Annotated in this window: 21 protein-coding genes; 8 read left to right on the top strand and 13 right to left on the bottom strand. The window is 42.1% G+C overall.

What is annotated here, in order from left to right; all coding sequences use genetic code 11:
• Window positions 1-20: 20 nt before the first annotated feature.
• From EAH55_RS05425 to EAH55_RS05415, 3 genes are all read right to left on the bottom strand, one after another.
• Complete coding sequence (locus EAH55_RS05425; RefSeq protein ID WP_121808764.1) at window positions 21-3,083, bottom strand: TAT-variant-translocated molybdopterin oxidoreductase; 3,063 nt, start codon at window positions 3,081-3,083, stop codon at window positions 21-23.
• Between the two features lie 37 nt (window positions 3,084-3,120).
• Entirely contained in the window at window positions 3,121-4,398 is a 1,278-nt protein-coding gene (locus EAH55_RS05420; RefSeq protein WP_121808763.1) for a cytochrome c3 family protein, read from the bottom strand.
• Window positions 4,399-4,650: 252 nt separating this feature from the next.
• Window positions 4,651-5,631: a deoxyhypusine synthase family protein gene (locus EAH55_RS05415; RefSeq protein ID WP_090530168.1), complete on the bottom strand. Its 981-nt coding sequence runs from the start codon at window positions 5,629-5,631 to the stop codon at window positions 4,651-4,653.
• Window positions 5,632-5,837: 206 nt separating this feature from the next.
• On the opposite strand from EAH55_RS05415, the gene EAH55_RS05410 reads away from it, so the two are divergent.
• Window positions 5,838-6,965: a BamA/TamA family outer membrane protein gene (locus EAH55_RS05410; protein WP_121808762.1), complete on the top strand. Its 1,128-nt coding sequence runs from the start codon at window positions 5,838-5,840 to the stop codon at window positions 6,963-6,965.
• Between the two features lie 105 nt (window positions 6,966-7,070).
• Here EAH55_RS05410 and EAH55_RS05405 read toward each other — a convergent pair whose 3' ends face one another.
• Window positions 7,071-7,670: a hypothetical protein gene (locus tag EAH55_RS05405; RefSeq protein ID WP_121808761.1), complete on the bottom strand. Its 600-nt coding sequence runs from the start codon at window positions 7,668-7,670 to the stop codon at window positions 7,071-7,073.
• A gap of 44 nt (window positions 7,671-7,714) precedes the next feature.
• Here EAH55_RS05405 and EAH55_RS05400 point away from each other — a divergent pair, with 44 nt between their 5' ends.
• From EAH55_RS05400 to EAH55_RS05385, 4 genes are all read left to right on the top strand, one after another.
• Window positions 7,715-8,587, top strand: coding sequence for a transglutaminase family protein (locus EAH55_RS05400; protein ID WP_114939960.1), 873 nt, complete (start codon window positions 7,715-7,717; stop codon window positions 8,585-8,587).
• Window positions 8,588-8,742: 155 nt separating this feature from the next.
• Window positions 8,743-10,272 (top strand): sensor histidine kinase, encoded by a 1,530-nt coding sequence (locus tag EAH55_RS05395; protein WP_208644790.1) that lies wholly within the window; start codon window positions 8,743-8,745, stop codon window positions 10,270-10,272.
• A gap of 3 nt (window positions 10,273-10,275) precedes the next feature.
• On the top strand, window positions 10,276-10,953 hold the full coding sequence (locus tag EAH55_RS05390; protein ID WP_244228094.1) for a LytR/AlgR family response regulator transcription factor: 678 nt from the start codon (window positions 10,276-10,278) through the stop codon (window positions 10,951-10,953).
• 87 nt (window positions 10,954-11,040) lie between these two features.
• Window positions 11,041-11,418 (top strand): nuclear transport factor 2 family protein, encoded by a 378-nt coding sequence (locus EAH55_RS05385; RefSeq protein ID WP_121808760.1) that lies wholly within the window; start codon window positions 11,041-11,043, stop codon window positions 11,416-11,418.
• 216 nt (window positions 11,419-11,634) lie between these two features.
• On the opposite strand, the gene EAH55_RS05380 is transcribed toward EAH55_RS05385, so the two are convergent.
• The 5 genes from EAH55_RS05380 to EAH55_RS05360 all read right to left on the bottom strand — a co-directional run bounded on the left by EAH55_RS05380 (window position 11,635) and on the right by EAH55_RS05360 (window position 15,374).
• Window positions 11,635-12,063, bottom strand: a complete 429-nt coding sequence (locus tag EAH55_RS05380) for a hypothetical protein (protein ID WP_121808759.1) — start codon at window positions 12,061-12,063, stop codon at window positions 11,635-11,637.
• 89 nt (window positions 12,064-12,152) lie between these two features.
• Complete coding sequence (locus EAH55_RS05375) at window positions 12,153-12,605, bottom strand: ankyrin repeat domain-containing protein (RefSeq protein ID WP_121808758.1); 453 nt, start codon at window positions 12,603-12,605, stop codon at window positions 12,153-12,155.
• A gap of 7 nt (window positions 12,606-12,612) precedes the next feature.
• Complete coding sequence (locus EAH55_RS05370) at window positions 12,613-13,527, bottom strand: alpha/beta hydrolase (RefSeq protein ID WP_121808757.1); 915 nt, start codon at window positions 13,525-13,527, stop codon at window positions 12,613-12,615.
• Between the two features lie 216 nt (window positions 13,528-13,743).
• Window positions 13,744-14,836 (bottom strand): peptide chain release factor 2 gene (prfB, locus tag EAH55_RS05365; RefSeq protein WP_112574726.1). Its coding sequence is split into 2 segments (ribosomal slippage): window positions 13,744-14,775 and window positions 14,777-14,836, totalling 1,092 coding nucleotides; the frame shifts between segments, so codons are not numbered across the junction.
• A gap of 100 nt (window positions 14,837-14,936) precedes the next feature.
• Window positions 14,937-15,374, bottom strand: coding sequence for a hypothetical protein (locus tag EAH55_RS05360; RefSeq protein WP_162996750.1), 438 nt, complete (start codon window positions 15,372-15,374; stop codon window positions 14,937-14,939).
• A 253-nt stretch (window positions 15,375-15,627) separates the two neighbouring features.
• Here EAH55_RS05360 and pgi point away from each other — a divergent pair, with 253 nt between their 5' ends.
• On the top strand, window positions 15,628-17,274 hold the full coding sequence (pgi, locus tag EAH55_RS05355; RefSeq protein ID WP_112574728.1) for a glucose-6-phosphate isomerase: 1,647 nt from the start codon (window positions 15,628-15,630) through the stop codon (window positions 17,272-17,274).
• 349 nt (window positions 17,275-17,623) lie between these two features.
• On the top strand, window positions 17,624-18,058 hold the full coding sequence (gene tnpA / locus EAH55_RS05350) for an IS200/IS605 family transposase (RefSeq protein ID WP_121808755.1): 435 nt from the start codon (window positions 17,624-17,626) through the stop codon (window positions 18,056-18,058).
• 84 nt (window positions 18,059-18,142) lie between these two features.
• Here tnpA and EAH55_RS05345 read toward each other — a convergent pair whose 3' ends face one another.
• From EAH55_RS05345 to EAH55_RS05330, 4 genes are all read right to left on the bottom strand, one after another.
• The gene (locus tag EAH55_RS05345; RefSeq protein ID WP_121808754.1) at window positions 18,143-19,219 is read right to left on the bottom strand and encodes a glutaminyl-peptide cyclotransferase; all 1,077 of its coding nucleotides are present in this window, start codon (window positions 19,217-19,219) and stop codon (window positions 18,143-18,145) included.
• A 5-nt stretch (window positions 19,220-19,224) separates the two neighbouring features.
• Window positions 19,225-19,593: a YraN family protein gene (locus tag EAH55_RS05340; protein ID WP_121808753.1), complete on the bottom strand. Its 369-nt coding sequence runs from the start codon at window positions 19,591-19,593 to the stop codon at window positions 19,225-19,227.
• Window positions 19,593-21,539 carry a DNA primase gene (dnaG, locus tag EAH55_RS05335; protein ID WP_121808752.1) on the bottom strand — a complete coding sequence of 649 codons (1,947 nt, stop codon included), beginning with the start codon at window positions 21,537-21,539 and terminating at the stop codon, window positions 19,593-19,595. The genes EAH55_RS05340 and dnaG overlap by 1 nt, the downstream gene beginning before the upstream one ends.
• 385 nt (window positions 21,540-21,924) lie before the next feature.
• A complete protein-coding gene (locus tag EAH55_RS05330) occupies window positions 21,925-22,794 on the bottom strand; it encodes a DMT family transporter (RefSeq protein WP_121808751.1) in 870 nt (289 codons plus the stop codon).
• A gap of 113 nt (window positions 22,795-22,907) precedes the next feature.
• On the opposite strand from EAH55_RS05330, the gene EAH55_RS05325 reads away from it, so the two are divergent.
• Window positions 22,908-23,399: a DUF6252 family protein gene (locus EAH55_RS05325; RefSeq protein WP_121808750.1), complete on the top strand. Its 492-nt coding sequence runs from the start codon at window positions 22,908-22,910 to the stop codon at window positions 23,397-23,399.
• Window positions 23,400-23,425 lie beyond the last annotated feature (26 nt).

The raw sequence follows: 23,425 nt of genomic DNA, 5'->3' as shown, positions 1-23,425 counted from the left end.
TAATCTCTGTATATAAAAATTTATGCCTGAGCTTCAGTTTCTATTATATTTCTAACTTTTGTCTGGTAACCGATACCTGGTTGTACGTTAAGTTCTTCAAGCACGTAGTAAGTTCTTTCACTTGCAAGTGCTTTTGAAACTTCAGAGTTAGGATCATTCCTGTTACCGAACACGATAGCGTTGGCAGAACATGTTTGCTGACAAGCCATTTTGATTTCGCCGTCTTTAAGCGGGCGTTTTTCAATTTTAGCTTTCAGTTTACCAGCCTGGATACGTTGGATACACATTGAGCATTTTTCCATAACACCACGGAAACGTGTAACCACGTCTGGGTTAAGTACTAATTGTGTATGCTCACCTTGCAGGTAGTTATCAAAACGTGCATCGTTCCAGTAGTTGAACCAGTTAAAGCGACGTACTTTGAACGGACAGTTGTTAGCGCAATAACGTGTACCTACGCAACGGTTGTAAGCCATGTGGTTTAAACCTTCTGATGAGTGAACGGTAGCTAATACCGGGCACACAGTTTCACAAGGTGCGTGATCACAGTGCTGGCAAAGCATTGGCTGGTGAACAACCGATACATTGTCAAAGTTATCAAGCTTATCAATTTCCTTTTCTTTAGTAACCGCTTCTTCGCTGTTACCGTGGTCATTGTAGCTATAGTAGCGGTCGATACGGATCCAATGCATTTCACGACGACGTGAAACCTCATCTTTACCTACAACCGGGATGTTATTTTCTGCAGAACATGCAACCACACAGGCACCGCAACCGGTACAAGCGTTAAGGTCGATAGCCATTACCCAGTCATAAACAGGGCGGTCATGGTTATCCCAAAGTGATTCGGCATTGTAATCTTTACGGCCATGCTCGTTACCGCTACCTGCTGCAGGGTTCTTTTTGTATTCAACAAAAGTAGCCTCGCGGATCACGCTCCTGCCCTCATATGAGTGGTGGGTTTGTGTTTGAGCAAGCGGCGATTTGTAACCAGCCGATTTGAAAGTAGCTACCGCAGCAGTTTGGAAAGTACCATTGCTTAAGCTAAAGAATGGGAAAGCGTTTTTACCAACGTTGTTACCAACCGGACCAGCATTTGTACGGCCGTAACCTACAGCTACTGATAAAGTGCCTTGAGTTTGACCTGGCTGAGCCAATACCGGCAACTCAACTGAATAACCGTTAGCATCAATTTTTATCACGTCACCTTCTTCCAGTTTCAATTTCTTCATATCAGAAATTGACATGGCAGCGAAGTTATCCCAGGTAACTTTTGAAACCGGGTCAGGAAGCTCTTGTAACCAAGGATTGTTACCACGTTTACCGTCGCCGATAGCCTGGCTTACATAAAGCTGTAACTCAAATTTGTCGCCATCAGCAGCAACTGCTTTGCTTTGAGTTAATATTTTTTGAGTTACACCAGCAAGGTCAAGGCTAAAGCTGTAAGCACCTGCTGCTGCAGGAGTAGCTACAACCATACCTGCTTGTAATAATGCTTCCCAGCCTTTTTGACCAGACAAGCCGCCTTTTGCTAACAAGCCTGAATCCCAGGTTTTGCGAACGTAGGTGTAGTAATCTTTTATAGGATTTTCCATCCAGGCCAGTAAGCTATGCTCAGCCTGACGGGTGTTGTAAACCGGGTTAATAGCCGGCTGAATTACAGTATAGTAACCTTCAACGGCGTTAGCATCGCCCCATGACTCAAGGTAATGGTGGTTTGGCGCGTTAACGGTAGCCAATAAAGCTGTTTCGTCAGCATGATCGGCAAATGATACCGATAAACGAACGTTTTTAAGAGCAGCTTTGAATTCATCAGCTTTGTAGTAATCGTAAGCAGGGTTAGCGTTCAGGAATAATACCGCGCCAACATCACCACGTTTTACTTCGTTTACAAACTCAACAAATGCAGCATCGTTACCAGCGTATTGTTTTGATGGGTTATCAAGATCAATAGTAGTACCGTAGCTACCCAATAAAGAGTTGATGGCGTTTACCAATACTTGTGTAGCAACATCATTTGAACCGGAAACTACCAAGGCTTTACCTTTAGCAGCAACTAATTCTTTAGCAGCTAACATAATAGCGGTATCAACTTTTTTGCTGCCGGTTGCTTTTGAACCTGGCAAAGTAGTACCTGCAATAGCATTGTATAAGTTGATCAATGCAACACCAATTTCAGATGGTTTGGTAGTGATACGGGCATCGGCGTTAGTACCGGTCATGCTCATACCAGTTTCAAACTGAATGTGGCGGGACATTTTTTTGTTAGCAAGTGATTTGCTGTTACGGTTAGATACGTACTGACGTGTAAATTCTTCGCCAGAGATCCAGGTACCTAAGAAATCAGCACCAAAGCTTACAATTACATCGGCTTTATCAAAGTTGTAGTGCGGCAATACTGCTTTACCAAAACTGTTTTGATTGGCCTGGATGATACCTGTATATGATACAGTATCGTAATTGATATGTTTAGTAGTAGGGTATTTAGCTGTGAACTCAGCAATAACTGCTAAAGTTGAAGGGCTGTACACAGTTGAAGTAACCAAACGGATACCTTTACCTGAAGCGGCAACCGCGGCAAGCTCTTTCTTAATGTAAGCGTCTGTTTCTTCCCAGCCGGCCTCAACGCCTTTAATACGAGGGCCCTGCAAACGGTTTATATCATAAAGGTCAAGTACAGAAGCCTGGGCCTGTGCACTTAAACCACCTTTTGAAAATAAATCGTTAGGGTTACCTTCAACTTTGATAGGACGACCTTCGCGGGTTTTAACCAGAATAGCCTGACCTTCATAGCTTGAAGTATAATAGTTAGCCACGCCCGGTGTAACCTCTTCAGGCTTAATCAGGTATGGAATTGATTTATGCACAGGTACTTTTTGACAAGCCGCCAATGTAACTGCACCAACACCAAAGCCAAGCGCCTTTAAAAAGTCGCGACGTGGAGTTTTAGATGACAAACCAGATCCGCTAAGCACTTCCTCGATAGGAATTGGCTCTGCAAATTCGTTCTTATTTTTCTCAACAAATTCTGGTGTTCTGTTTAGTTCTTCTAAACCTTTCCAGTATTTTTTATTGCTGTCCATTTAAGCTGTATAAACTGTAATGCTAAAATTCTTTTTATTAATAGTGACACTTACCGCACTCGATACCACCTAAAACGGCGGCCGTAACTTTCTCACCTTTCTTGATCTTATCGTGTGCAGCCAGGATGCTGTCATAGTAAGCATTGCCTTTACCGTTAACTTCGGTACGTTTGTGGCACTGGATACACCATTTCATGGTAAGCGGAGAGTATTGGTAAACCTCTTTCATTTCCTGTACCGGACCGTGGCACTGCTGACATTTAATACCGCCAACTTTTACGTGTTGAGAGTGGTTAAAGTAAGCTAAGTCAGGCAGGTTGTGGATACGTACCCACTGGATTGGTTTAGCCTGGGTGCTGTCATACTTCTGTGTTTTGGGATCGTAACCCAAAGCGTCATAGATCTTGTGTATCTCTTCCGACTCAGTTTTAACAACTTTGTGGCAATTCATACATACGTTCAATGATGGGATAGAAGCATTTTTTGACTTGTATGCACCTGAGTGACAATACTGGCAATCAATTTTCATGATACCGGCGTGCAACTCGTGTGAGTATTTAATTGGTTGTACCGGCTGGTAGCCCTGGTGTACGTTGGTGTTCCATAAAGAAACCCAACCCCAGCTGCACATAGCAACAGTACCTGCAACCAATATAAAGAATACCAGTTTTTTGTTTTTAAGGATCTTGGCGATGAACTCTTTTTTAGCATCAACCGCAACAGCGCCATCTGCAGTAACTTCGTCCTCGATAACAAGGTCTTTGTTTTTAAGCAGGATACGCTCTAATGAACCTACTACCCTGTTTAATACCAGGATAACGATGAAAGCGATAACGATGATACCGATCAAACCGAAAACAACCATATCACTTGGTCCGCTTTCAACTTTGGCGTCAGGAGCAGCAGCACCGGCAGCTGGCTTAGCCTGATCTTCTTTCCATGTGTTACGAACGTAGGTAATAATGTTACCAACATCGGCATCGCTAAGGTCAGCGAATACGGTCATACCCGACTGGTTGTACTCATTGTAAATTTTGAGTGCCTTAGGGTTTTTAGCAGCAATTAATGCCTGGTTGTTCTGAATCCACTGGATAAGATATTTATCATCAGTTTCTTCAGTAAGTTGCGGGCCTAATGCCGGACCAATTAAGCGGCTTTCGATTTTGTGACAGGTAGTACATTTTGACTTGAAAATGGCCTCGCCTTTAGCAGCGTCAGTCTGCGCGTACGCATTAGATAAACTCCAAAAAGCAAACCCGGCAATCAGTAAAACCGACCTTGAGAATTGTTTAAGAATCAATGAGAAACTTCTCATACAGTGTATTTATGCTAAATAATTTTTATATTAATGATGGAAACTGTTGTAAGATGTATGTTTCATCGGATAATTACAGGCACAAAAGTATAATTTTATACACTATCGGTGACACATAAATGACACCAACCTATAATTTATAATCGTTCTAAATAGACAAAAAACCGCGTTTAAACGCTGCTAAATGCATATTAATGTCATTTGACATTTTTTTGGAATAATTACAATCCAACTTTAATTATAAAATTTTATCTATTGTTTTAGTAACCAGGCAAAAATAAGTGGTGCAACAATGGTTGCGTCGCTCTCTACTATAAACTTAGGGGTATGGATGTCAAGCTTGCCCCAGGTTATTTTTTCGTTAGGTACAGCGCCTGAATACGAACCATATGATGTGGTTGAATCAGAGATTTGGCAGAAGTAGCTCCAGAAAGGAACATCATGCATCTCCATATCCTGGTAAAGCATAGGTACAACACAAATCGGGAAGTCGCCCGCTATACCGCCACCAATCTGGAAAAAGCCGATGCCTTTGCCCGATGAATTTTTAGTATACCAGTCGGCCAGCCATGCCATGTATTCGATACCGCTTTTCATGGTTGATGCTTTAAGCTCGCCTTTAATTACGTATGAAGCAAAGATGTTGCCCATGGTTGAGTCTTCCCATCCCGGTACAACAATTGGCAGGTTCTTTTCGGCAGCAGCCAGCATCCATGAGTTTTTAGGATCTATCTCATAGTATTGCTCCAGCTCGCCGCTTAATAATATTTTGTACATGTACTCATGCGGAAAATAACGCTCGCCGCTGTCATCAGCATCTTTCCAGATCTTGTGGATATGTTTTTGCAAACGACGGAAAGCTTCTTCTTCCGGGATACAGGTATCAGTAACACGGTTGTAATGGTTTTCAAGCAGGTCCCACTCTTCCTGAGGGCTCAGGTCGCGGTAGTTAGGTACCCTTTTGTAATGCGAGTGCGCTACAAGGTTCATGATATCCTCTTCAAGGTTGGCACCTGTACATGATATGATAGCAATTTTATCCTGGCGAATCATCTCGGCCAGCGAAATACCCAGCTCGGCTGTACTCATGGCACCAGCTAAGGTTACCATCATTTTACCGCCTTCTTCAAGGTGTGTTTCATAGCCTTTAGCTGCATCCATTAATGCCGCGGCGTTAAAGTGCAGATAATTTCTTTCAATAAACTGCGAAATAGGTCCTCTTGTAGTGCTCATAATATTTCAATAAAATTTCTGCGCAAAAGTAGACATTTTAGTTAAATTGAATTTTAAATGAAACTTTATCTTTTTATAACTATTTCGTTCTGAAATTGTCATCCCTTCCCCCCTACCCTCATCCTTATATTGTCATCCTAATTTTAAAATATTGTTGGCAGAACCTTATACGCCAAAATGGGTTATATTAGCCACCGTAAACACCTATGAAAAAACTCGTTACCTTATTGCTTTTGTGCGCTATTTCAACCGGTGCCTTTTCGCAGATATCCCGTGTTGTAAAGCGGATGTATTTTGATAAAGATACCACACGCAAAAGCAGCTTCGTTATATTACCCGTTTTAAGCTCGGCCCCCGAAACCGGCCTTGAAGTTGGCGGCGCCGGATTGCTTTCTTTTTACACCGATACATCCAAACTCAATACCCGCGTATCTAATGTTTTTGCCTACGCTACTATAACCACCAAAGGCCAAAGCCGTTTAAGCCTTACCAGCAGCTACTGGACTCCGGGCAACACCTATCACCTTACGGCAGGCGTGAGTTACATCAACTTCCCGTTTGATTTTTATGGCATTGGTAATAATACCTTAAAGACCAACTCTGACAGGATTGGTCAAAAACGCTTCAAAGTAAACTTTGCCGGCGAAAAAAAGATCACCGATAATTTATACGCAGGGATAAACGCCGGTGCATGGGACTACCATTTCAGTGATGACGATAAAACCGGGATCTTTTATACCGATCCGCGTGTTGAAAATCGCGGAGGCGGGCCAAGTGTATATATAGGTCCTACCATTACATTTGATAACAGGAACAATAACACTTACACCACCAAAGGCCTTATTATAGGCGCCTATTTCCAGGCTATACATGGTATGTTTGGGAATAACGATTATAAGGGAGGTTTCTTTAATATTGAATATTCGCAGTTTTTTTTACTTGCACCTAAATGGGTGCTTGGCCTTGATGTGCAGGAACAAAGCCTTACCGGTTCTGCTTCGCCATTTTATTTACTGCCCGATCTGGGTAGCGACGAACTGATGCGGGGTTATTATAACGGCCGTTTCCGCGACCGCAACATGATAGCCGGACAAGCCGAACTGCGCTACCGCCTAAGCAATCGTATAGGCTTTGCAGGCTTTGTGGGCACCGGCGAGGTTTTTAAAAACAGCTTCAGTTCTTCGGAACTAAAACCAAACTACGGAGGTGGCCTCCGTTACTTTTTTGATGTTCAAAAAGGCCTCGCTGTCCGTGTAGATTATGGTGTAGGTCAGAAGATCCCTAACGAAAAAAGATTAACCGGATTTTATATTGGATTGGGGCAGTCGTTTTAATCTTTGAGTTTATGGTTGATGGTTCATAGCTCATGGCATAATACCCTATCATAAATGAATTGAGTGGGCTTCGACCATCAACTATGATCTATGAACTATAAGCTATCAATACCTCACCTTAAAATCCTCTTTACTCATCCCCGGTTTAAAAAACACCATCCCGATAAAATACAGATCGATAGTAGCCCTAACCTGTTGATTTAATTTAAGCTGCTCCCATGATTGTTTGGTTGCTGCGTTGCGATGGATGTTTGCAAATATTACAACGGTATCGTCATGAACAGATGGCATAACCTTTTCAAGAAAACTGGCAGCGTTCTGTTTCAAGGCATCTGCCAGGATCATGTCAGCCTTGCGGATGCCAGATGTTGCTGATGATATGCTTTGGACTTCGGGGTTAGCTTGTTTGATAACAAATGCTGAGATGTAATCCTCTGTATCAGCTAACAATACTGTTTGTGGTTTAAAGTAAACAGCAAACCGATAAAGCAAACGGTAAAATTTCAAGGGTAGTGTATTTATCACACTCTTGTCAGAATGTTGTTTCCGGCAGATTTCTTTGATATCACGGTACACTTTTTGGGAAGTATAATCGTAAATAACCGTATCAATCAGCTTGTAAACAAATGGAGAGTGTATGCCATGCCTGTTGTTGGCCAAAAAACGGTGCCGCAGGTAACTAAGCCCATACCTTATATTATACATCGCTGTAAAAATAGAAAAGGTTTAGTATTTTAGCATTACAGTGTATGATAAATCCAACTGAAGTTAATTCATTGATCCGCCTGCTGGATGATCCGGACAGCGGCATTTATGAACATGTGTATAACAAATTGTTTTCATATGGAGCCGAAGCTATCAGCTATCTTGAGTCGGCTTTTGAACAGGCTTTTGACCCTATTTTACAGGAGCGTATTGCCAATCTGGTACACGAGATCCAGTTCAGCAGCCTTAAAAACGACCTGAAACTCTGGAACCAAAGCGGCGCGTTTGATCTGCTGCAAGGTATCCTGATCATTAACCGCTACCAATACCCTGATCTTGATGAGCAAAAGATCATCAACCAGATAGAGGCCATTAAGCGTGATATCTGGCTGCAAATGATGAACGAGGCCAGTCCGAAAGAGCAGATCAAGCTCATTAACCATGTATTTTACAACATCTACGGTTTCAGCGGCAACACCTCCAATCACCTCGACCCGCAAAACAGCTACCTGAGCCAGGTATTGGAAACCAAAAAGGGCAATCAGATTTCGTTAGCCATCATTTATTCTATCATAGCGCAAAAACTGGATATTCCCGTATATGGCGTAAACCTGCCGCAACATTTCATCCTGGCCTATCTGGATGAAAGTATGCAAAGCGAATTTGAAAGCGGCATCCTGTTTTACATCAACGCTTTTAACAAAGGTTTCCTGTTTGGCCGGCGCGATGTGGATATGTTCCTGAAGCAGCTTAACCTCAAATTTGATAAGCAATTTTACGAGCCCTGCTCCAACACCGATATCATTAAACGTGTACTCCGCAACCTCATTAGCGCCTATGAAAATCTTGGCTCTGCCGATAAGGTAAGAGAATTGAATGAATTGCTGGAGATAATGGATGCCCCCCCCGCCCCCTAAAGGGGGTGCTTTTGATTTGCGCCGCGTTGTGATTTTCAACTATCGTTCCCCCTTTAGGGGGTTAGGGGGCTTCATCACACGAGGAACCGGTTTCATCCCATTTATTTATTCAGTAGTATTGTGCATTATACCTTGCGGGCATAATTCAAAACACTATGAACGATCTGTTTAAAAAAAACCTGAATCTTGGCAAAATTGAATTTTGGGCCGCAACCACCATTTATGTTTTTGCACTTATACTGCTGCTAACCAAAGTTGCCGACAGTAACTATAAAGAAATATGGACCCCATACAGGTACATGTTCAACAATTATCACCTGCATTATTCGTACTCTAAATTTTATTTTTTTCCGGAGGTATTCAGGTATACGGGCTACTATGGTGCCTTTTTACTCTGGAACTTTGTTATCATTCCGGCCTTAGCCGAAAAACGGCGCGTTGTCTGGCACATCATTTTAGGCTTGGCCCTCCTTACTGCGCTTTGGGGCTTGTTCGGCATAACCGATACCTGGCTAAAGGGCTACCTGTTTTACCACAAGTCTCCAGATTATGTATATAACCTTGTTTTCAAAACAAATGTGCTGTATGCTTTATGGGTGATGATGATGCTTACTTTTTACAGCATGATCAAGTATTCCGCAAATTTCCTGTTAAGTAACGTAGATAAAATACAAGCCAAATACCGTGTGCTTACCCACGATTGTATTATAGCGATTGTGATTTGCATGATCGTTGCCTTTATGATGGCGCTTGCCGATTTCCCGGTTGAGTTGATCACTACTTTCGTAATTATAGCACCGGTAGCCATAGGTATTTATGCCTTGTCTTTCTACAGTTTAATACCGCAAACGCTGGCCAAAAATCGTGGCATCTTTAACTACCTGCTTAAAACTGCGGGTGTTATGTTGCTGGTCAGCATCCCAATTGGCATTTTAACAAGCCTGATATTTGAATCATCAGAGCCTACATTTATTGTTGGCGGTTTTAATTGCGGTATACAACTGCTTATTACCGGCCCTTTTGCCTGGATAGTTTACAAACGCAAAATGGCCGGCAACCAGGAAATCACCTATTTAAAAACCGCCCTCGGCCGTTCAACAGCAGATCTGGACTTCCTTCGCTCACAAATTAATCCGCATTTCCTGTTTAACGCGTTGAATACTTTGTATGGTACCGCCCTGCAGGAAAATGCCGAACGCACCGCTGAAGGTGTGCAGCGCCTTGGCGATATGATGCGCTTTATGCTACAGGAGAACATGCAGGAAAAGATACTGCTGGTACGCGAAATCGATTACCTGAATAACTACATCGCCCTGCAAACGTTGCGTACCCAAACATCACCAGATATCAGCATTGTACTGCAGATTGAAGAACATGTAAACGCCCTGCAAATTGCCCCCATGCTGCTAATCCCTTTTATCGAAAATGCCTTTAAACACGGCATCAGTCTGCGCCAACCATCGCATATCAATATCAGTCTGCAAACTAAAGAAAACACGCTTTACTTTGATGTGCATAATAGCATCCACCCAAAAGTGTTTAACGATACCGAAAAATACAACAACGGCATTGGCCTGGAAAATGTGAAACAACGGCTGATTCTCCTGTACCCTAACAAACATGAGCTGGTGATCCGCGAAAGCGCCAGGGATTTTTTCATACATTTAACCATACAACTACAATAAGCTTTGATTACCGCCATAGCCATTGATGATGAACCGATAGCGCTTGATGTGATTCGCTCGCATGCCGCCAAGGTGCCATTTCTTGACCTGAAAGCCGAGTTTACTGATGCCTTTAAAGCCATGGATTACCTGCAGCGCGAACAGGTAGACCTGCTGTTCCTCGATATTAAGATGCCCGATATTTCGGGCATCGACCTGTTAACGTGCCTCAACAAAAAACCGCTGGTTATATTCACCACCGCCTACACTGAACATGCTGTAACCAGTTTCGAGCTCGACGCGGTTGACTACTTATTAAAACCCTTCGCGCTTACCCGGTTTATAAAAGCCTGCAATAAAGCCTACGAGCTTTACAATTTCAGGAACACTGCCGATGTTAAGGATTACATTTTCCTGAAAACCGGTTACGACCAGGTGCGCGTTAATTTTGATGAGATCTATCATCTGGAAGCCACTGGCAATTATGTTAATTTTATGCTGAAAGATAGCAAGGTGGTAACCCGAATGACCATTACCGAAGTGGAAAGCCTACTCCCTGCCGAAAAATTTATCAGGATCCATCGGTCGTTTATTGCCGCTGTAAGTAAAATTGATAAGATAGAACGTCACCAGGTAACGATTAATGGCTTTATGCTGCCCGTGGGCGGAGCTTACGTGCAGAATCTGGGGATGATTAAATAATATATTCGCTTACACTTGCATCAGATTTACGAAGTTTTAAAAACTTCATAAATCTTAAATATACCCGGCAATCATTACCTTTAGTTCATGCAACAACGTGAACTTATCATCAGCAATTATGTAAAGGCCTATAACAATTTTGATGTTGAAGGCATGCTTAAAGATCTTGCCCCAACTGTAAAGTTTGAAAACGTATCAAACGGCGATGTAAACATGGAGCTTGATGGTATTGAAGCGTTCAGGAACCAGGCTGAACAGGCTGTAAGACTTTTTGAGCGCCGCGAGCAAATTATCCGGTCATTTAAGCATACCGGCAGCAAAACCGAAATAGAAATTGATTACAACGACATTATAGCCATCGACCTGCCGAACGGCTTAAAGAAAGGTGATGAGATGAACCTGAAAGGGCATTCAATTTTTACTTTTGAGGGAGATAAGATTGTCGGGATAATGGATATTAGTTGAAATAAATATAAATAAAACTAATGTCACGCAAATCCGCCCTGTTTTTTGTAGTTATTAGAAAGCAAAAACAAATAACTCGAATTAGATGTCATTGCGAGGAGCAAAACGGGGAATGAGCTCCGGGAGCGACGCGGCAATCGCATGCTATATAGAGCAATCACGCTTCCGTGCGATTGCTTCGTGCCTCGCAATGACATGTTTTAATATTTTTCAACTCTACTCCACCACCAGCTTCTTCAGCGTTATTCCAATGGTAGCCGTTTTCCTTTTAACCGCGGCCCCGTAGCTAAAAGCAATCTTATACATCTTTTTTGATTTGATCCAGTTGACAAACTTAGGGTCGCATACTGGGTTCAGTTTATAAACATATTGCTCGGGCTGGGGCTTAACCTCAGACACCGCTATGTAGATAGAACCGGGCGTTTTGCAATCTGCCGGAGCGTCAGTATCCCCCAGCTGATCGGCTACGAGATATACCGCAATATTCAGCGTTTTATGATCGGTATATACATAACGCTTTTGCAGGTTATTTAAAACGTAGGTAAGGTCCTGATTGGATACGTTTTTGAATTTGATAGATTGGGCAATAACATTAAAGCAGGCACCGGCAATGAGTAACACTGCTAACAGTATTCTTTTCAACATAAAATGATCATTAAGGTCGAACTTTGCGCTTTTTGAAAAAAGACTGTTTACCTCAACAATAAAATAGGCTGTACTGTTTTATTACACAGCTAATTCTTATTTAAACTATCTTCTATGAGTTTAATAGCCTCAGCATTACCACCTTCCTTGGCCGCCGACAACACGCTATTGCCATCCTTGTCTTTAAAATGAATATCAGCGCCACTTTTTAACAAGTAGCTAATAACAGCAACATTGCCTTTATTTGCGGCATACATTAAAGCGGTGCTTCCAAACCAGTCTTTCCAATCAACTTCTGCTTTATGATCTACCAAAAGCTTAACCATTTTGGGCTGATCCTTTTGAACGGAAAGTATCAACAAACTCATTTCAAAATTCATTGCCTTATGCTTGAAATTCACATCGGCCCCTTTATTAATCAAAGTTTCGGCTAATGTTGTATCATTTACATTTACCGCCTTATAAAGTTGCTCATTAATTGTTTGGGCTTTTACATAAATGGCAGATAAAGTGAAAGCCCCCAGCAGGATAAATTTTTTCATAAATAAATTATTTTCCGCTTAAAAAGCCATTCTCTTCCAGCCATGAGGCTGCCCATTCAAACCATTTGCCTTTGTTTTTAGAATTATTCATTCCAAAACCATGGCCACCTTCCTGAAAAAGGTGCATCTCGGCCTTTACTTTGTTTTTTAACAGGGCGTCATAAAATAACAGGCTGTTTTGTACCGGCACTACGGTATCATCCTCTGCATGTACCAAAAATGTAGGCGGGGTATTAGCAGTTACCTGTTTTTCGTTCGAGTACAGCTCAAGCTGCGCTGCTGATGGGCTTTTACCGATCAGGTTTTCCCTTGAACCAACGTGGGCGTACTCGCCGAAAGAAATTACGGGATAGATCAGCATCATAAAATCAGGACGTACGCTGATGTTTTCTTTATCTTCAATAACCGGTTTATCAAAATGAGTTCCTTCGGTTGATGCCAGGTGCCCGCCTGCTGAAAAACCAATAATCCCTATTTTTGACGGATTGATATTCCACTCTGCCGCGTTTTTGCGCACAGTATAAATAGCCATTTGCGCGTCCTGCAGCGGACCGATTGATTTATCGGCCATGATATCGTCGCTTGGTAAACGGTATTTTAACACAAATGCAGTTACGCCAATTTCCGCAAATGCCCGTGCTATCGCCTTGCCTTCGTGATCAGAGGCCAATCCGGAATAACCACCACCCGGGCAAACAACAATAGCAGCGCCGTTTGCCTTACCTTTTTCTGGCAGGTAGGGCGTAAGTGTTGGTTCTGTCACCATTGAGATCCAGCTTTTGTCGTCAGTTTTTTCGACATAAGTTGCCGGAGCTTTTTTTGAATTGGGAACGCCCTTTGGATAAAGCGGCATCGGTTTTTCCTGCGCGAAGGAAGCAAAAGTTATGGCTGTCAATGCAAAGGCTGATAAAATGGTTTTCATATCTATTAAAGGCAAATTGGATCTGTCCAAAATACAATTAATCTCCCTAAAACAAAAAACGGAGTATCATTTCTGATAGCTCCGTTTTTTTTATAAAATATCGTCATCCTGAACTTGTTTCAGGATCCCACGTGCCAGTTGTAAACCATGCAGTCTGCTCAGCTTGCCTATGAGATGCCGAAATAAATTCGGCATGACCTTGCTTTTATTTCCATTTTAACTCTTCGGTCCGCCAAATTCCATGAGGTAGGCTTTCAGGAAGTCATCAAGATCGCCGTCAAGTACTGCTGCGGCGTTTGAGGTTTCATGATCTGTACGCAAGTCTTTAACCAACTTATATGGGTGTAAAACGTAGTTACGGATCTGTGAGCCCCATTCAATTTTCTTTTTATTGCCTTCAATGGCGTTGGTTAGCTCCATACGTTTGCGCATCTCAATTTCATATAATTGGGATTTCAGCAAGCGGATAGCGTTATCCTTATTTTGCAGTTGCGAGCGCGACTCCTGATTTTTGATAATGATACCTGAAGGCTTGTGATACAAACGAACGGCGGTTTCTACCTTGTTCACGTTCTGGCCACCCGCACCTCCCGACCGGAAAGTTTCAAACTCGATATCGGCAGGGTTTATTTCAATTTCAATGGTATCATCAACCAAAGGATAAACGTATACCGAAGCAAATGAAGTGTGGCGTTTAGCGTTGGCATCAAACGGCGATACACGCACTAAACGGTGTACACCGTTTTCGCCTTTCAGATAGCCGTATGCAAATTCACCTTCCAGCTGCAGGGTAACGGTTTTTACGCCGGCTACGTCACCTTCCTGGTAATCCTGTTCGGTTACTTTATAGCCGTTCTTTTCGCCCCACATAATGTACATACGCATGAGCATGCCCGCCCAGTCGCAGCTTTCGGTACCGCCGGCGCCGGCCGTGATCTGTAACACCGCGTTAAGCTGATCCTCTTCGGCCGAAAGCATGTTTTTAAATTCAAGCTCCTCAACCGCTTTTATAGCTGCATTATATTGCTCCTGCATTTCGGCTTCGGTAGCATCGCCTCCCTGGTAAAATTCAAAAAGTACGCCGGCGTCATCAACAACAGCTACTACTTTCTGAAAAGCATCTGTCCATACTTTTTTTACCTTGATGGATGCGAGTACCTTTTCGGCCTCTTTAGGATGGTCCCAGAAATGCGGGCCGATGGTTATTTCCTGTTCTTCTTGTAATAGTTCCAGCTTCTTATCAATGTCAAAGATGCCTCCTCAGGGAAGTTACTCTATCCCTTAAATCCTGAACTTGTTCTTTAGTCATACGGCAAATATATGTAATTTGAAAAATTGCTATAAATAAAAAGGCCTGCAAATTGTTCAGCAATCAGCAGGCCCATTCATTAGGCAGATGTAATAGTATGTTAGGCAACCATCAGGTCTTTCACAAGTGGGTTCAGATCGGTACGGTTACCGTTCAGCTTAGTAAGCATAGTGCCCAATGCAAATTCTTTGGCTTCGCCGCTTTTGGTTTCTTTAACCAACTCGTTCATCACAGTTGGAATTAAAGCCTTGGCAGCAGCTAAAGCATGTGCAGGATCAATGCCATAAAAATTGTTAAGCTTGTTAGCAAAACTATTGGTAATGCTCGATACTAATGAATTGTTGTAACTACCCGAAAACTGAAAGTACTTTATAAGTTCCTTAACCTTGCCGCTTTCAAGCTGGCCTTTTAATACTTCAATGATTGAACTTGAAGCTTCATTAATCACTGCCTCATGATGTTTAGCAGGGATCACCGGGTTGTTGATAACGGCCGTCCCGGCGTTATCTTTTACAAGCAAAAACAGTTTCTCAAACATAGTAATACGTGCTTTTAAAGTAAATTTACAAAATGATGATAAATACCTCATTTGATTACCATCGACACAAATATATTAAATAAAAATTTTAAACTTCAAAATATATTTGTAATTCCTTTGTAATTCTCATAATTTTTCGGTGTAAACTAAACACTATCCCAGCCGTGTTTAAACAACACTAAGACAGACAATTATTTTATTTAATAACCACCTTACAATTAACTTTTTACTTTTGTCAAAAAACAAAACAATTATGCTGCCAACTACCGATTTTACAACAACCCAGGCTTACAAATACCTAACAGATCATTACATTGATATTGTAGCAAAAAGCCTGAAGGAAATGTTTGACGCTGATGACCAGCGCTTTAATAAATTCTCGATTCAGTTTGAGGATATATTACTGGATTACTCAAAGAACCGTATCGACGATGAAACCATCGCCTTATTGATACAGTTGGCCAAAGAGTGTTCATTAAAAGAGGCGATAGATGCCATGTATTCGGGCGAAAAAATCAACGTTACAGAAGGCCGACCGGTACTGCACATCGCATTGCGTAACCGCAGCAACACGCCAATTTATGTTGATGGCAAAGATGTTATGCCAGATGTAAATAAAGTGCTTGACCAAATGAAATCTTTCAGCGAAGCCATCATTTCGGGCGAGTGGAAAGGCTATACCGGCAAAGCTATTACCGACGTTGTTAACATTGGTATCGGTGGTTCTGACCTTGGCCCGGTAATGGTTACCGAAGCATTAAAAGCATACAAAAATCATTTAAACCTTCACTTTGTAAGCAACGTGGATGGTACTCATATAGTTGAAACCCTAAAAGCGGTTGATCCTGAAACCACTTTGTTCCTGGTGGCTTCAAAAACTTTTACTACCCAGGAAACTATGGGTAACGCCCACAGCGCACGCGATTGGTTCCTGGCCAGCGGCGCTACTGAAGCTGATGTGGCTAAACACTTCGCGGCCCTTTCAACCAACGCGGCTGCGGTTGAAAAATTCGGTATAGACACCAAAAACATGTTTGAGTTTTGGGATTGGGTAGGTGGTCGTTACTCTTTATGGAGTGCTATCGGTTTATCAATTGCCCTGAGCATTGGTTTTGAAAACTTTGCCGACTTACTTGCCGGCGCACACGCTACAGATAATCACTTTAAATCTGCCGAATTTGATCAGAACATACCGGTTATTATGGGTTTGATAGGCATCTGGTACAATAACTTCTTTGAGGCAGAAACCAATGTAATTTTGCCTTATGATCAATATCTGCACCGTTTCTCTGCTTATTTCCAGCAGGGCGATATGGAAAGTAATGGTAAACATGTTGATCGTAATGGTAAAGATGTTGACTACTCAACCGGCCCAATCATTTGGGGCGAGCCTGGTACAAACGGTCAGCACGCGTTTTATCAGTTGATTCACCAGGGCACTAAACTGATCCCTGCCGACTTTATTGCTCCGGCACAATCACACAATCCGCTTGGTGAGCACCATAACATGCTGCTTTCAAACTTCTTCGCCCAAACCGAAGCTTTAATGAACGGTAAAACCGAAGAGGTAGTTATTGAAGAGCTTAAAGCAGCCGGAAAATCTGAAGAGGAAATTGCCAAAATTGCTCCGTTCAAAGTATTTGAAGGTAATCGTCCAACAAACTCATTCCTGATTAAAAAGATCACTCCATATACTTTGGGTGCGCTGATAGCTGCATATGAGCACAAAATCTTTACCCAGGGTATTATCTGGAATATTTACAGCTTTGACCAATGGGGTGTTGAGCTTGGTAAGCAACTTGCCGGCAAAATCCTTCCTGAATTGAAAGATGACGCCCAGATCAGCAGCCACGATTCATCAACCAATGGCTTAATCAATCAGTATAAAGCCTGGAGGTAAGCCCCCGTTCCCTAAAGGGGAGTTTTATAATCTTAAACAAGAAACGCCCGGAAAATCTGGGCGTTTCTTGTTTATTTAAAAATTCAAACTTACAGCAGAAGCTTTTCTGAAGATTTCGGCTAAAGCCGGTTATCTGCCTCCATTTTATTCCGTTGGTTAAAACCAACGGCAATGAATTTTAGCAACCCGCCAAGCAGTTCCTTCCGCGCGAGTAAAAGCAGGTATACAAATCAAAAGAGTTTTCATGATTGCCGTTGGTTTTAACCAACGGATCAGATCATCAACAATCAAGTGGCTTTAGCCAAAATAAACTATACCTTTATTACAAAACACAATTAACTTTAAAGCCATGTCATTTGTAAAAATCTGGATTCATTTAGTTTTCGCTACAAAAGACAGGCAGCCATTGCTTGTGCAAAATGTAAGATATCAGGTACACAAACACATCATGGAAAACTGCAAAGAGAAAGGAATATTCTTACAGGCCATCAATGGCTATACGGATCATATTCATTGCCTGATTTCTTTAGGTAAAGATCAAAATATTGCCAAAATAAGTCAGCTAATTAAAGGCGAGTCCTCTCTTTGGATAAACAAAATGAAGTTAATTGATAAGCAATTCAGTTGGCAGGACGATTACTTTGCAGTATCGGTAAGTGAATCACAAGTATCAACTGTCATTAGATATATTAACAACCAGGAAAATCACCACCAAAAGAAATCATTCACTGAAGAGGCTGAAGAATTTATGACCCGATATGGCTGGCATTACATCAATAATTAAACATCAAACGCCCGGAAAATCCGGGCGTTTGGCATTATCAAAATTCTTTCAACTTGTAATTCCCCCTTTAGGGGGTTAGGGGGCTTACGGCACCGGTACAAATTTAACCTGGTACAGGTGCGGCCATTTTTTGCCAGTTACAAACAGGCGCTGACCTTTTGCATCCCAGGCTATGCCGTTTAATACATTGTTGTTCCAATCCCTGTCCTGCGGACGGCTGGCTACCGGGTAGATCTCTTTCATATCTACAATTTGCTCCACAGCGCCGGTTTTAGGATTGATCACCAGTATACTATCAGTTTGATAAACGTTGGCGTATATTTTACCATTGATGTATTCTAACTCGTTGATAGAATCAATCTGTTGCTTGTCATCACATACATCAACGTGGCCAATTGGGCGATAGTTGTTTTTATCCAGGAACCAAAGGCGATTGGTGCTATCGTCCATATACAGTTTATTACCATCAAAGCACATTCCCCAACCTTCAGGGCCAACATTGTTGGTAAAGTTATTGAGTAGTTTCAGCGTGTTCTTATCATAAACAAAGCCAACTTTCTCTTTGTAAGTAAGCTGCACTACTTTATCGCCAACAACCGCGATCCCTTCGCCAAAGTATTTTTTATCAAGTTTGGTTTCCTGTAAAACCTTGCCCGTGTTTAAATCTACTTTACGAATTGCCGAATGTTCGTAATCTCCAATGCTTTCATATAAAACGCCGTCGACGTATTGCAGCCCTTCGGTATAAGCAGCTGTATCGTGCGGGAAAACCTTCTCCACTTTATAAGTGTACCTGGCAGGCGCTTTAGCCGCCAGTAACAGGATATTGGTTGTTACCTCATTACTTTTACCGGCTTCATAAACTTTAGCAGTGATCATCCTGATGCCTAAGCCAATGGTGTCTGTCTTGAGGCTGATACCTGAAGTATCTTTACTGGAAGCAATCTTTGCCGAATCGAGCAGGTAAACTACCGAATCAACTTTACTGCCTGCAGGATAATGTACTTTAATATCAATTTTATCACCGGCTTTGTAGTTAGTACCCGCGTCGGGGCTTATGGTGTAGTCTGTAGCCGCGCTATCAGATTTGTGTTTACAGCTGTAAGCCAAAGCCGTTAAGGCAAGGGCGGCAAAAAATAGCTTTAATTTATTGTTATTCATAAGTGTTATGTGGCCGAAGGCCAAAACGCATCTTCTATATGGTTTAGTATATAATTTCCGCTACGGTTAAACAAAATGGCAATGATATCAAACCGCACTTCGCCCTGGTGGTTCATGAGGTAGATATATTCATCGGCGGCTTCGGCCAGGAGTTTTTGTTTACGGTTATCAACAAAATCTTCAGGTTCGCCAAAACCATTGCCCGTGCGGGTTTTAACTTCGGTAAATATAATAACCTTGTCTTTATAAGCAATAATATCTATCTCGGCTTTTCCGTAAGTCCAGTTTTCGTCCAGGATTTCGTAGCCTGCTTTCTCGAGGTGGGTTTTGGCTAATGCTTCGCCGGTGCGGCCAAGTTCAAGGTGTTGAGCCATTATTTGATGATTACGGAGCCCAAAAAGTCGGATATAGATTTTTCTACTTTTTTCATACGCATATACTGGTTAAGCAGTATCTCCTGGTCGGCCTCACTGTCGGCTTTTTGAAGTTGCGAGCGCAGGTCTTCCAACATCTTGCCAACCTTATGCTTTTTGAGGTGAAAGATAGCACCAAGGATAGTGGCTTTCATATTCACCTGCTCATCATTCACGGTAATCCTGTGCATTTCGTACCAGTTTTCGCTGAGCGAGTACTTGCTGGCCAGCATATTGATGGTTAAATCAACTATGCCTTTATCTTTATGATGGATAAAATAGTTGTCATCAGGCAGCACGCCGTTTTCAACTTCGCGGCGGTAAATTTCTGTAATCTGCTTACAAACCGGGTGTTCAAAAGCAACATCGCTTAACTCGGCTATAATGAAAGGACCTATATAAGTATTGGCAATGCCATCCCAATCAATCATGCGGCCGCCATAATGTAGCAACAAACGCACAATTTCCTTTTCCTGAAAAGCATCATCCTTAGCAACAGCCGGAGCTTCCAGTTCAACAGGCTCGTCAAAAAAATGAGGCTCGTCGGGCATTTCCGCAAACCTGTTATTTTGCTGCTGCCGTTGCTGCTCCTCCTTTTTAGCCTTGGCCGCGCGCATTTTGTTAAGCTCGGATAAAAGGGCGCGCTCATCTATTTGCAACAAACCGCTACACTCTTTGATAAATACCGATGCCTTGATGCTATCCGGGATCTTGGCGATACTTTCAACCACCTCGCGGATCACGTCGGCTTTTTTTATCGGATCATTTGCAACCTCTTTAAGCAGGATCTGGGTTTTATAGAGGATGAAATCCTTTTTATTTTCCTCGATATGCTTTTTGAAGGCACTTGACCCTTTTGATTGCACAAACGAGTCGGGGTCGTGCCCATCAGGGAACAATACAACCTTTACATTAAGGCCTTCTTCCAGGATCATATCCAAACCACGTAACGAGGCTTTGATCCCGGCAGCATCGCCATCATATAATATGGTAATGTTTTTGGTGAAACGGGCAATAAGCTTGATCTGTTCGGTTGTAAGGGATGTACCTGAGGAGGCCACCACGTTTTCAACCCCGGCCTGGTGCACCGAAAGTACGTCGGCATAACCCTCTACCAGGTAGCAGTTATCCTGCTCACGGATGGCTTTTTTTGCAAAATACAGCCCGTAAAGTACGTTTGATTTATGGTAGATCTCGGATTCGGGCGAGTTAACGTATTTCGCTACGTTTTTATCTTTTTTGAGCGTACGACCGCCAAAACCGATTACCCGGCCCGTAAAACTGTGAATCGGGAACATTACCCGACCACGGTACCTATCATACAAAGCACCATTATCCCGCTTTACCGACAGACCGCTTTCAACCAGAAACGGTTCTTTGTAACCTTCGCGTAGAGCTTTACCTGTAAAGGCTTCCCATTGATCGGGCGAGTAGCCCAACTCAAATTTCTTTATGGTTTCGGCGGTGAAGCCGCGTTCTTTAAAATAGCTCAAACCAATACTTTGCCCCTCTTCAGTTTCCAGCATGGTTTCATGGAAAAACTTAGCGGCAAAAGCCGATACGATCATCAAACTTTCCCGGCGAAGTTCTTCCTCACGATTTTCCGGCGCTTCAACGGTTTCTTCTACCTCAATACCGTATTTCTTGGCCAGCCACTTCAGGGCTTCGGGGTAGCTGAACTTTTCCAGTTCCATCAAAAATGTAACTGCCGAGCCACCTTTACCTGTCGAGAAATCTTTGAAAATACCTTTAGCAGGCGACACCGTAAACGATGGGGTACGCTCATTGGCAAAAGGCGAAAGACCTACATAGTTGGCGCCACGTTTTTTTAACTGCACAAATTCCCCTATCACCTCCACAATGTCGGTGGCTTCCATAATACGGTCGATAGTGGATTTTTGAATCATGCGTTAACTGCAAATGTAAGGAAGATAGATCGTTGCCCGTAATTCGAAAACGTTAAAATACGGTTTTGTTTGATAACGAGCGGTTTAAAATTCAATCTCTATGGGCGGCAAGTTTACCGTTTTATGCTTTGAGTAAGATCCTGAGGTATACGCCAATTTCATTATTGCTACGACAGGGGTTAACAGGGTTAACACAAATTCAATAATATCAAATTAAAACACTTATTATCAGTAAATTAAAAAGAAACAGGGGTAACGTTAAATATGGCTAAAATATCAGAAAGATGATAAAACTATACTCCCGCGCATTGATAATAGCGACCTAAGCGTACAGATTATATCAAAACAGATAGGATATAGGTTTATTTGCAATACGCTTAAACCTTTAAACCATGGCATTAGCTTTTTTAACCCGTGGCTTTAAAAAAGTTACGGCTATTCCGCCCAAAACAATTACACTACCAATGATCTCGTTAAAACCTAAACGCTCCTTCAATAAAAATGCGGCCAGCAAGCCCGCAAAAACCGTTTGACTTAACAACGCGATGGATACTTTGGTTGATTCGAGGTAGCGTAATGAATAATTAATAGTGAGCCAACCCGCTAACTGGCAAATCAGGCCCATACCTATAAAACACAGCCATACCTTTAATGAAAGATGAATAATGTCATTATGCATATATCCATTTATCACCAGTAAAAAAACACTGGCGCTAAGCATGCTGTAAAACATAAAGCTAAACACATCAATACCCGTCATTATATTTTTGGTGATCATGATATAAGTAGCATAAAAAAAGCTGGCCAGCATAGCTAATAATATGCCTGCGTTTAGCTCCATGTGTAGTATATGTTCATAACCCACCAATATTACCATACCGGTAATGGCTATAAATGTGCCTATCCAGAATAGCAGCCCCGACCGCTTTCTTAAAAACAGGAAACTCATCAGCCCAACCCAAACCGGGGCCAAGTTGGCAATCAGCGTTGAAACGGTAGCACTGATTTTTAGTAAGGAAATATTCCAAACGGCAATATCCATCGCAAAAACCATTCCTGCGGCTATTGATATAAGCAACTGCTTTTTATCTACCTTAAGTTTCTTTTTAATTATACAAAAAGGCGCAAGGCAGATCCAGGCTACGAATACCCTATAAAACGCCGAACCTATAGGTGATACCCCGGCAAGCTTTACAAATATTGGCGAGAAAGAGATACATAAAATGCCAATAATGAGACTTAACCTGGGGTTCATGGGCAGTAAATTTAAATGCGGGGCAAACTTACTGAATGCCTGTATAATATGCCCCTATTTTTAAATATCTTTATATCTCCTGTACAATTAGTTAACCTGTCATCAGCAAAGCAATGAGAAATCACTGGTTTATGTTAGCCATGGCCGTGGCCCTGCTTGTTTCGGCATGTAAAAAGAAAGATTGCTGCGTCATTCCCGTTACACCTGATTTTATGCTTGCACAAAAAAACAATATGGCATGGGAGGCTATCCCGGCAGGTTCAAATACATTGGGAGATACCATTACCGTATCGGCCAAAAGCAACACTTCAGGCGAGGAAGAAGAGGTTGGTTTTAAGTTTGTATTTGATGGTGTTGGCTATTACACGCTCAAGGCAAACGAAAATTATTACCAAATTAAAAAATCAGGTACGTTAACCGCTAAATACGTTGCCGATCCAACTCACCTTAGTTCAATAACTATAATTTCATATAATCAAACCAATAAAATACTACAGGGATTTTTTGAGCTAAGGTTCCTGAAAGTGAGTGATATCACACCTGAAAGCCATCAGGATAAGGTATCCTTTAGCGAAGGTAAGTTTAAAGTCACATTCAAATATTAACTTTTGTATTACTGTAACTTAGCTTA

Source organism: Mucilaginibacter kameinonensis (assembly GCF_003675385.1).
Classification (GTDB): Bacteria; Bacteroidota; Bacteroidia; order Sphingobacteriales; family Sphingobacteriaceae; genus Mucilaginibacter; species Mucilaginibacter kameinonensis.
The sequence above is the reverse complement of the archived record's forward strand: the minus strand, read 5'-3'. Positions and strand labels throughout refer to the sequence as shown.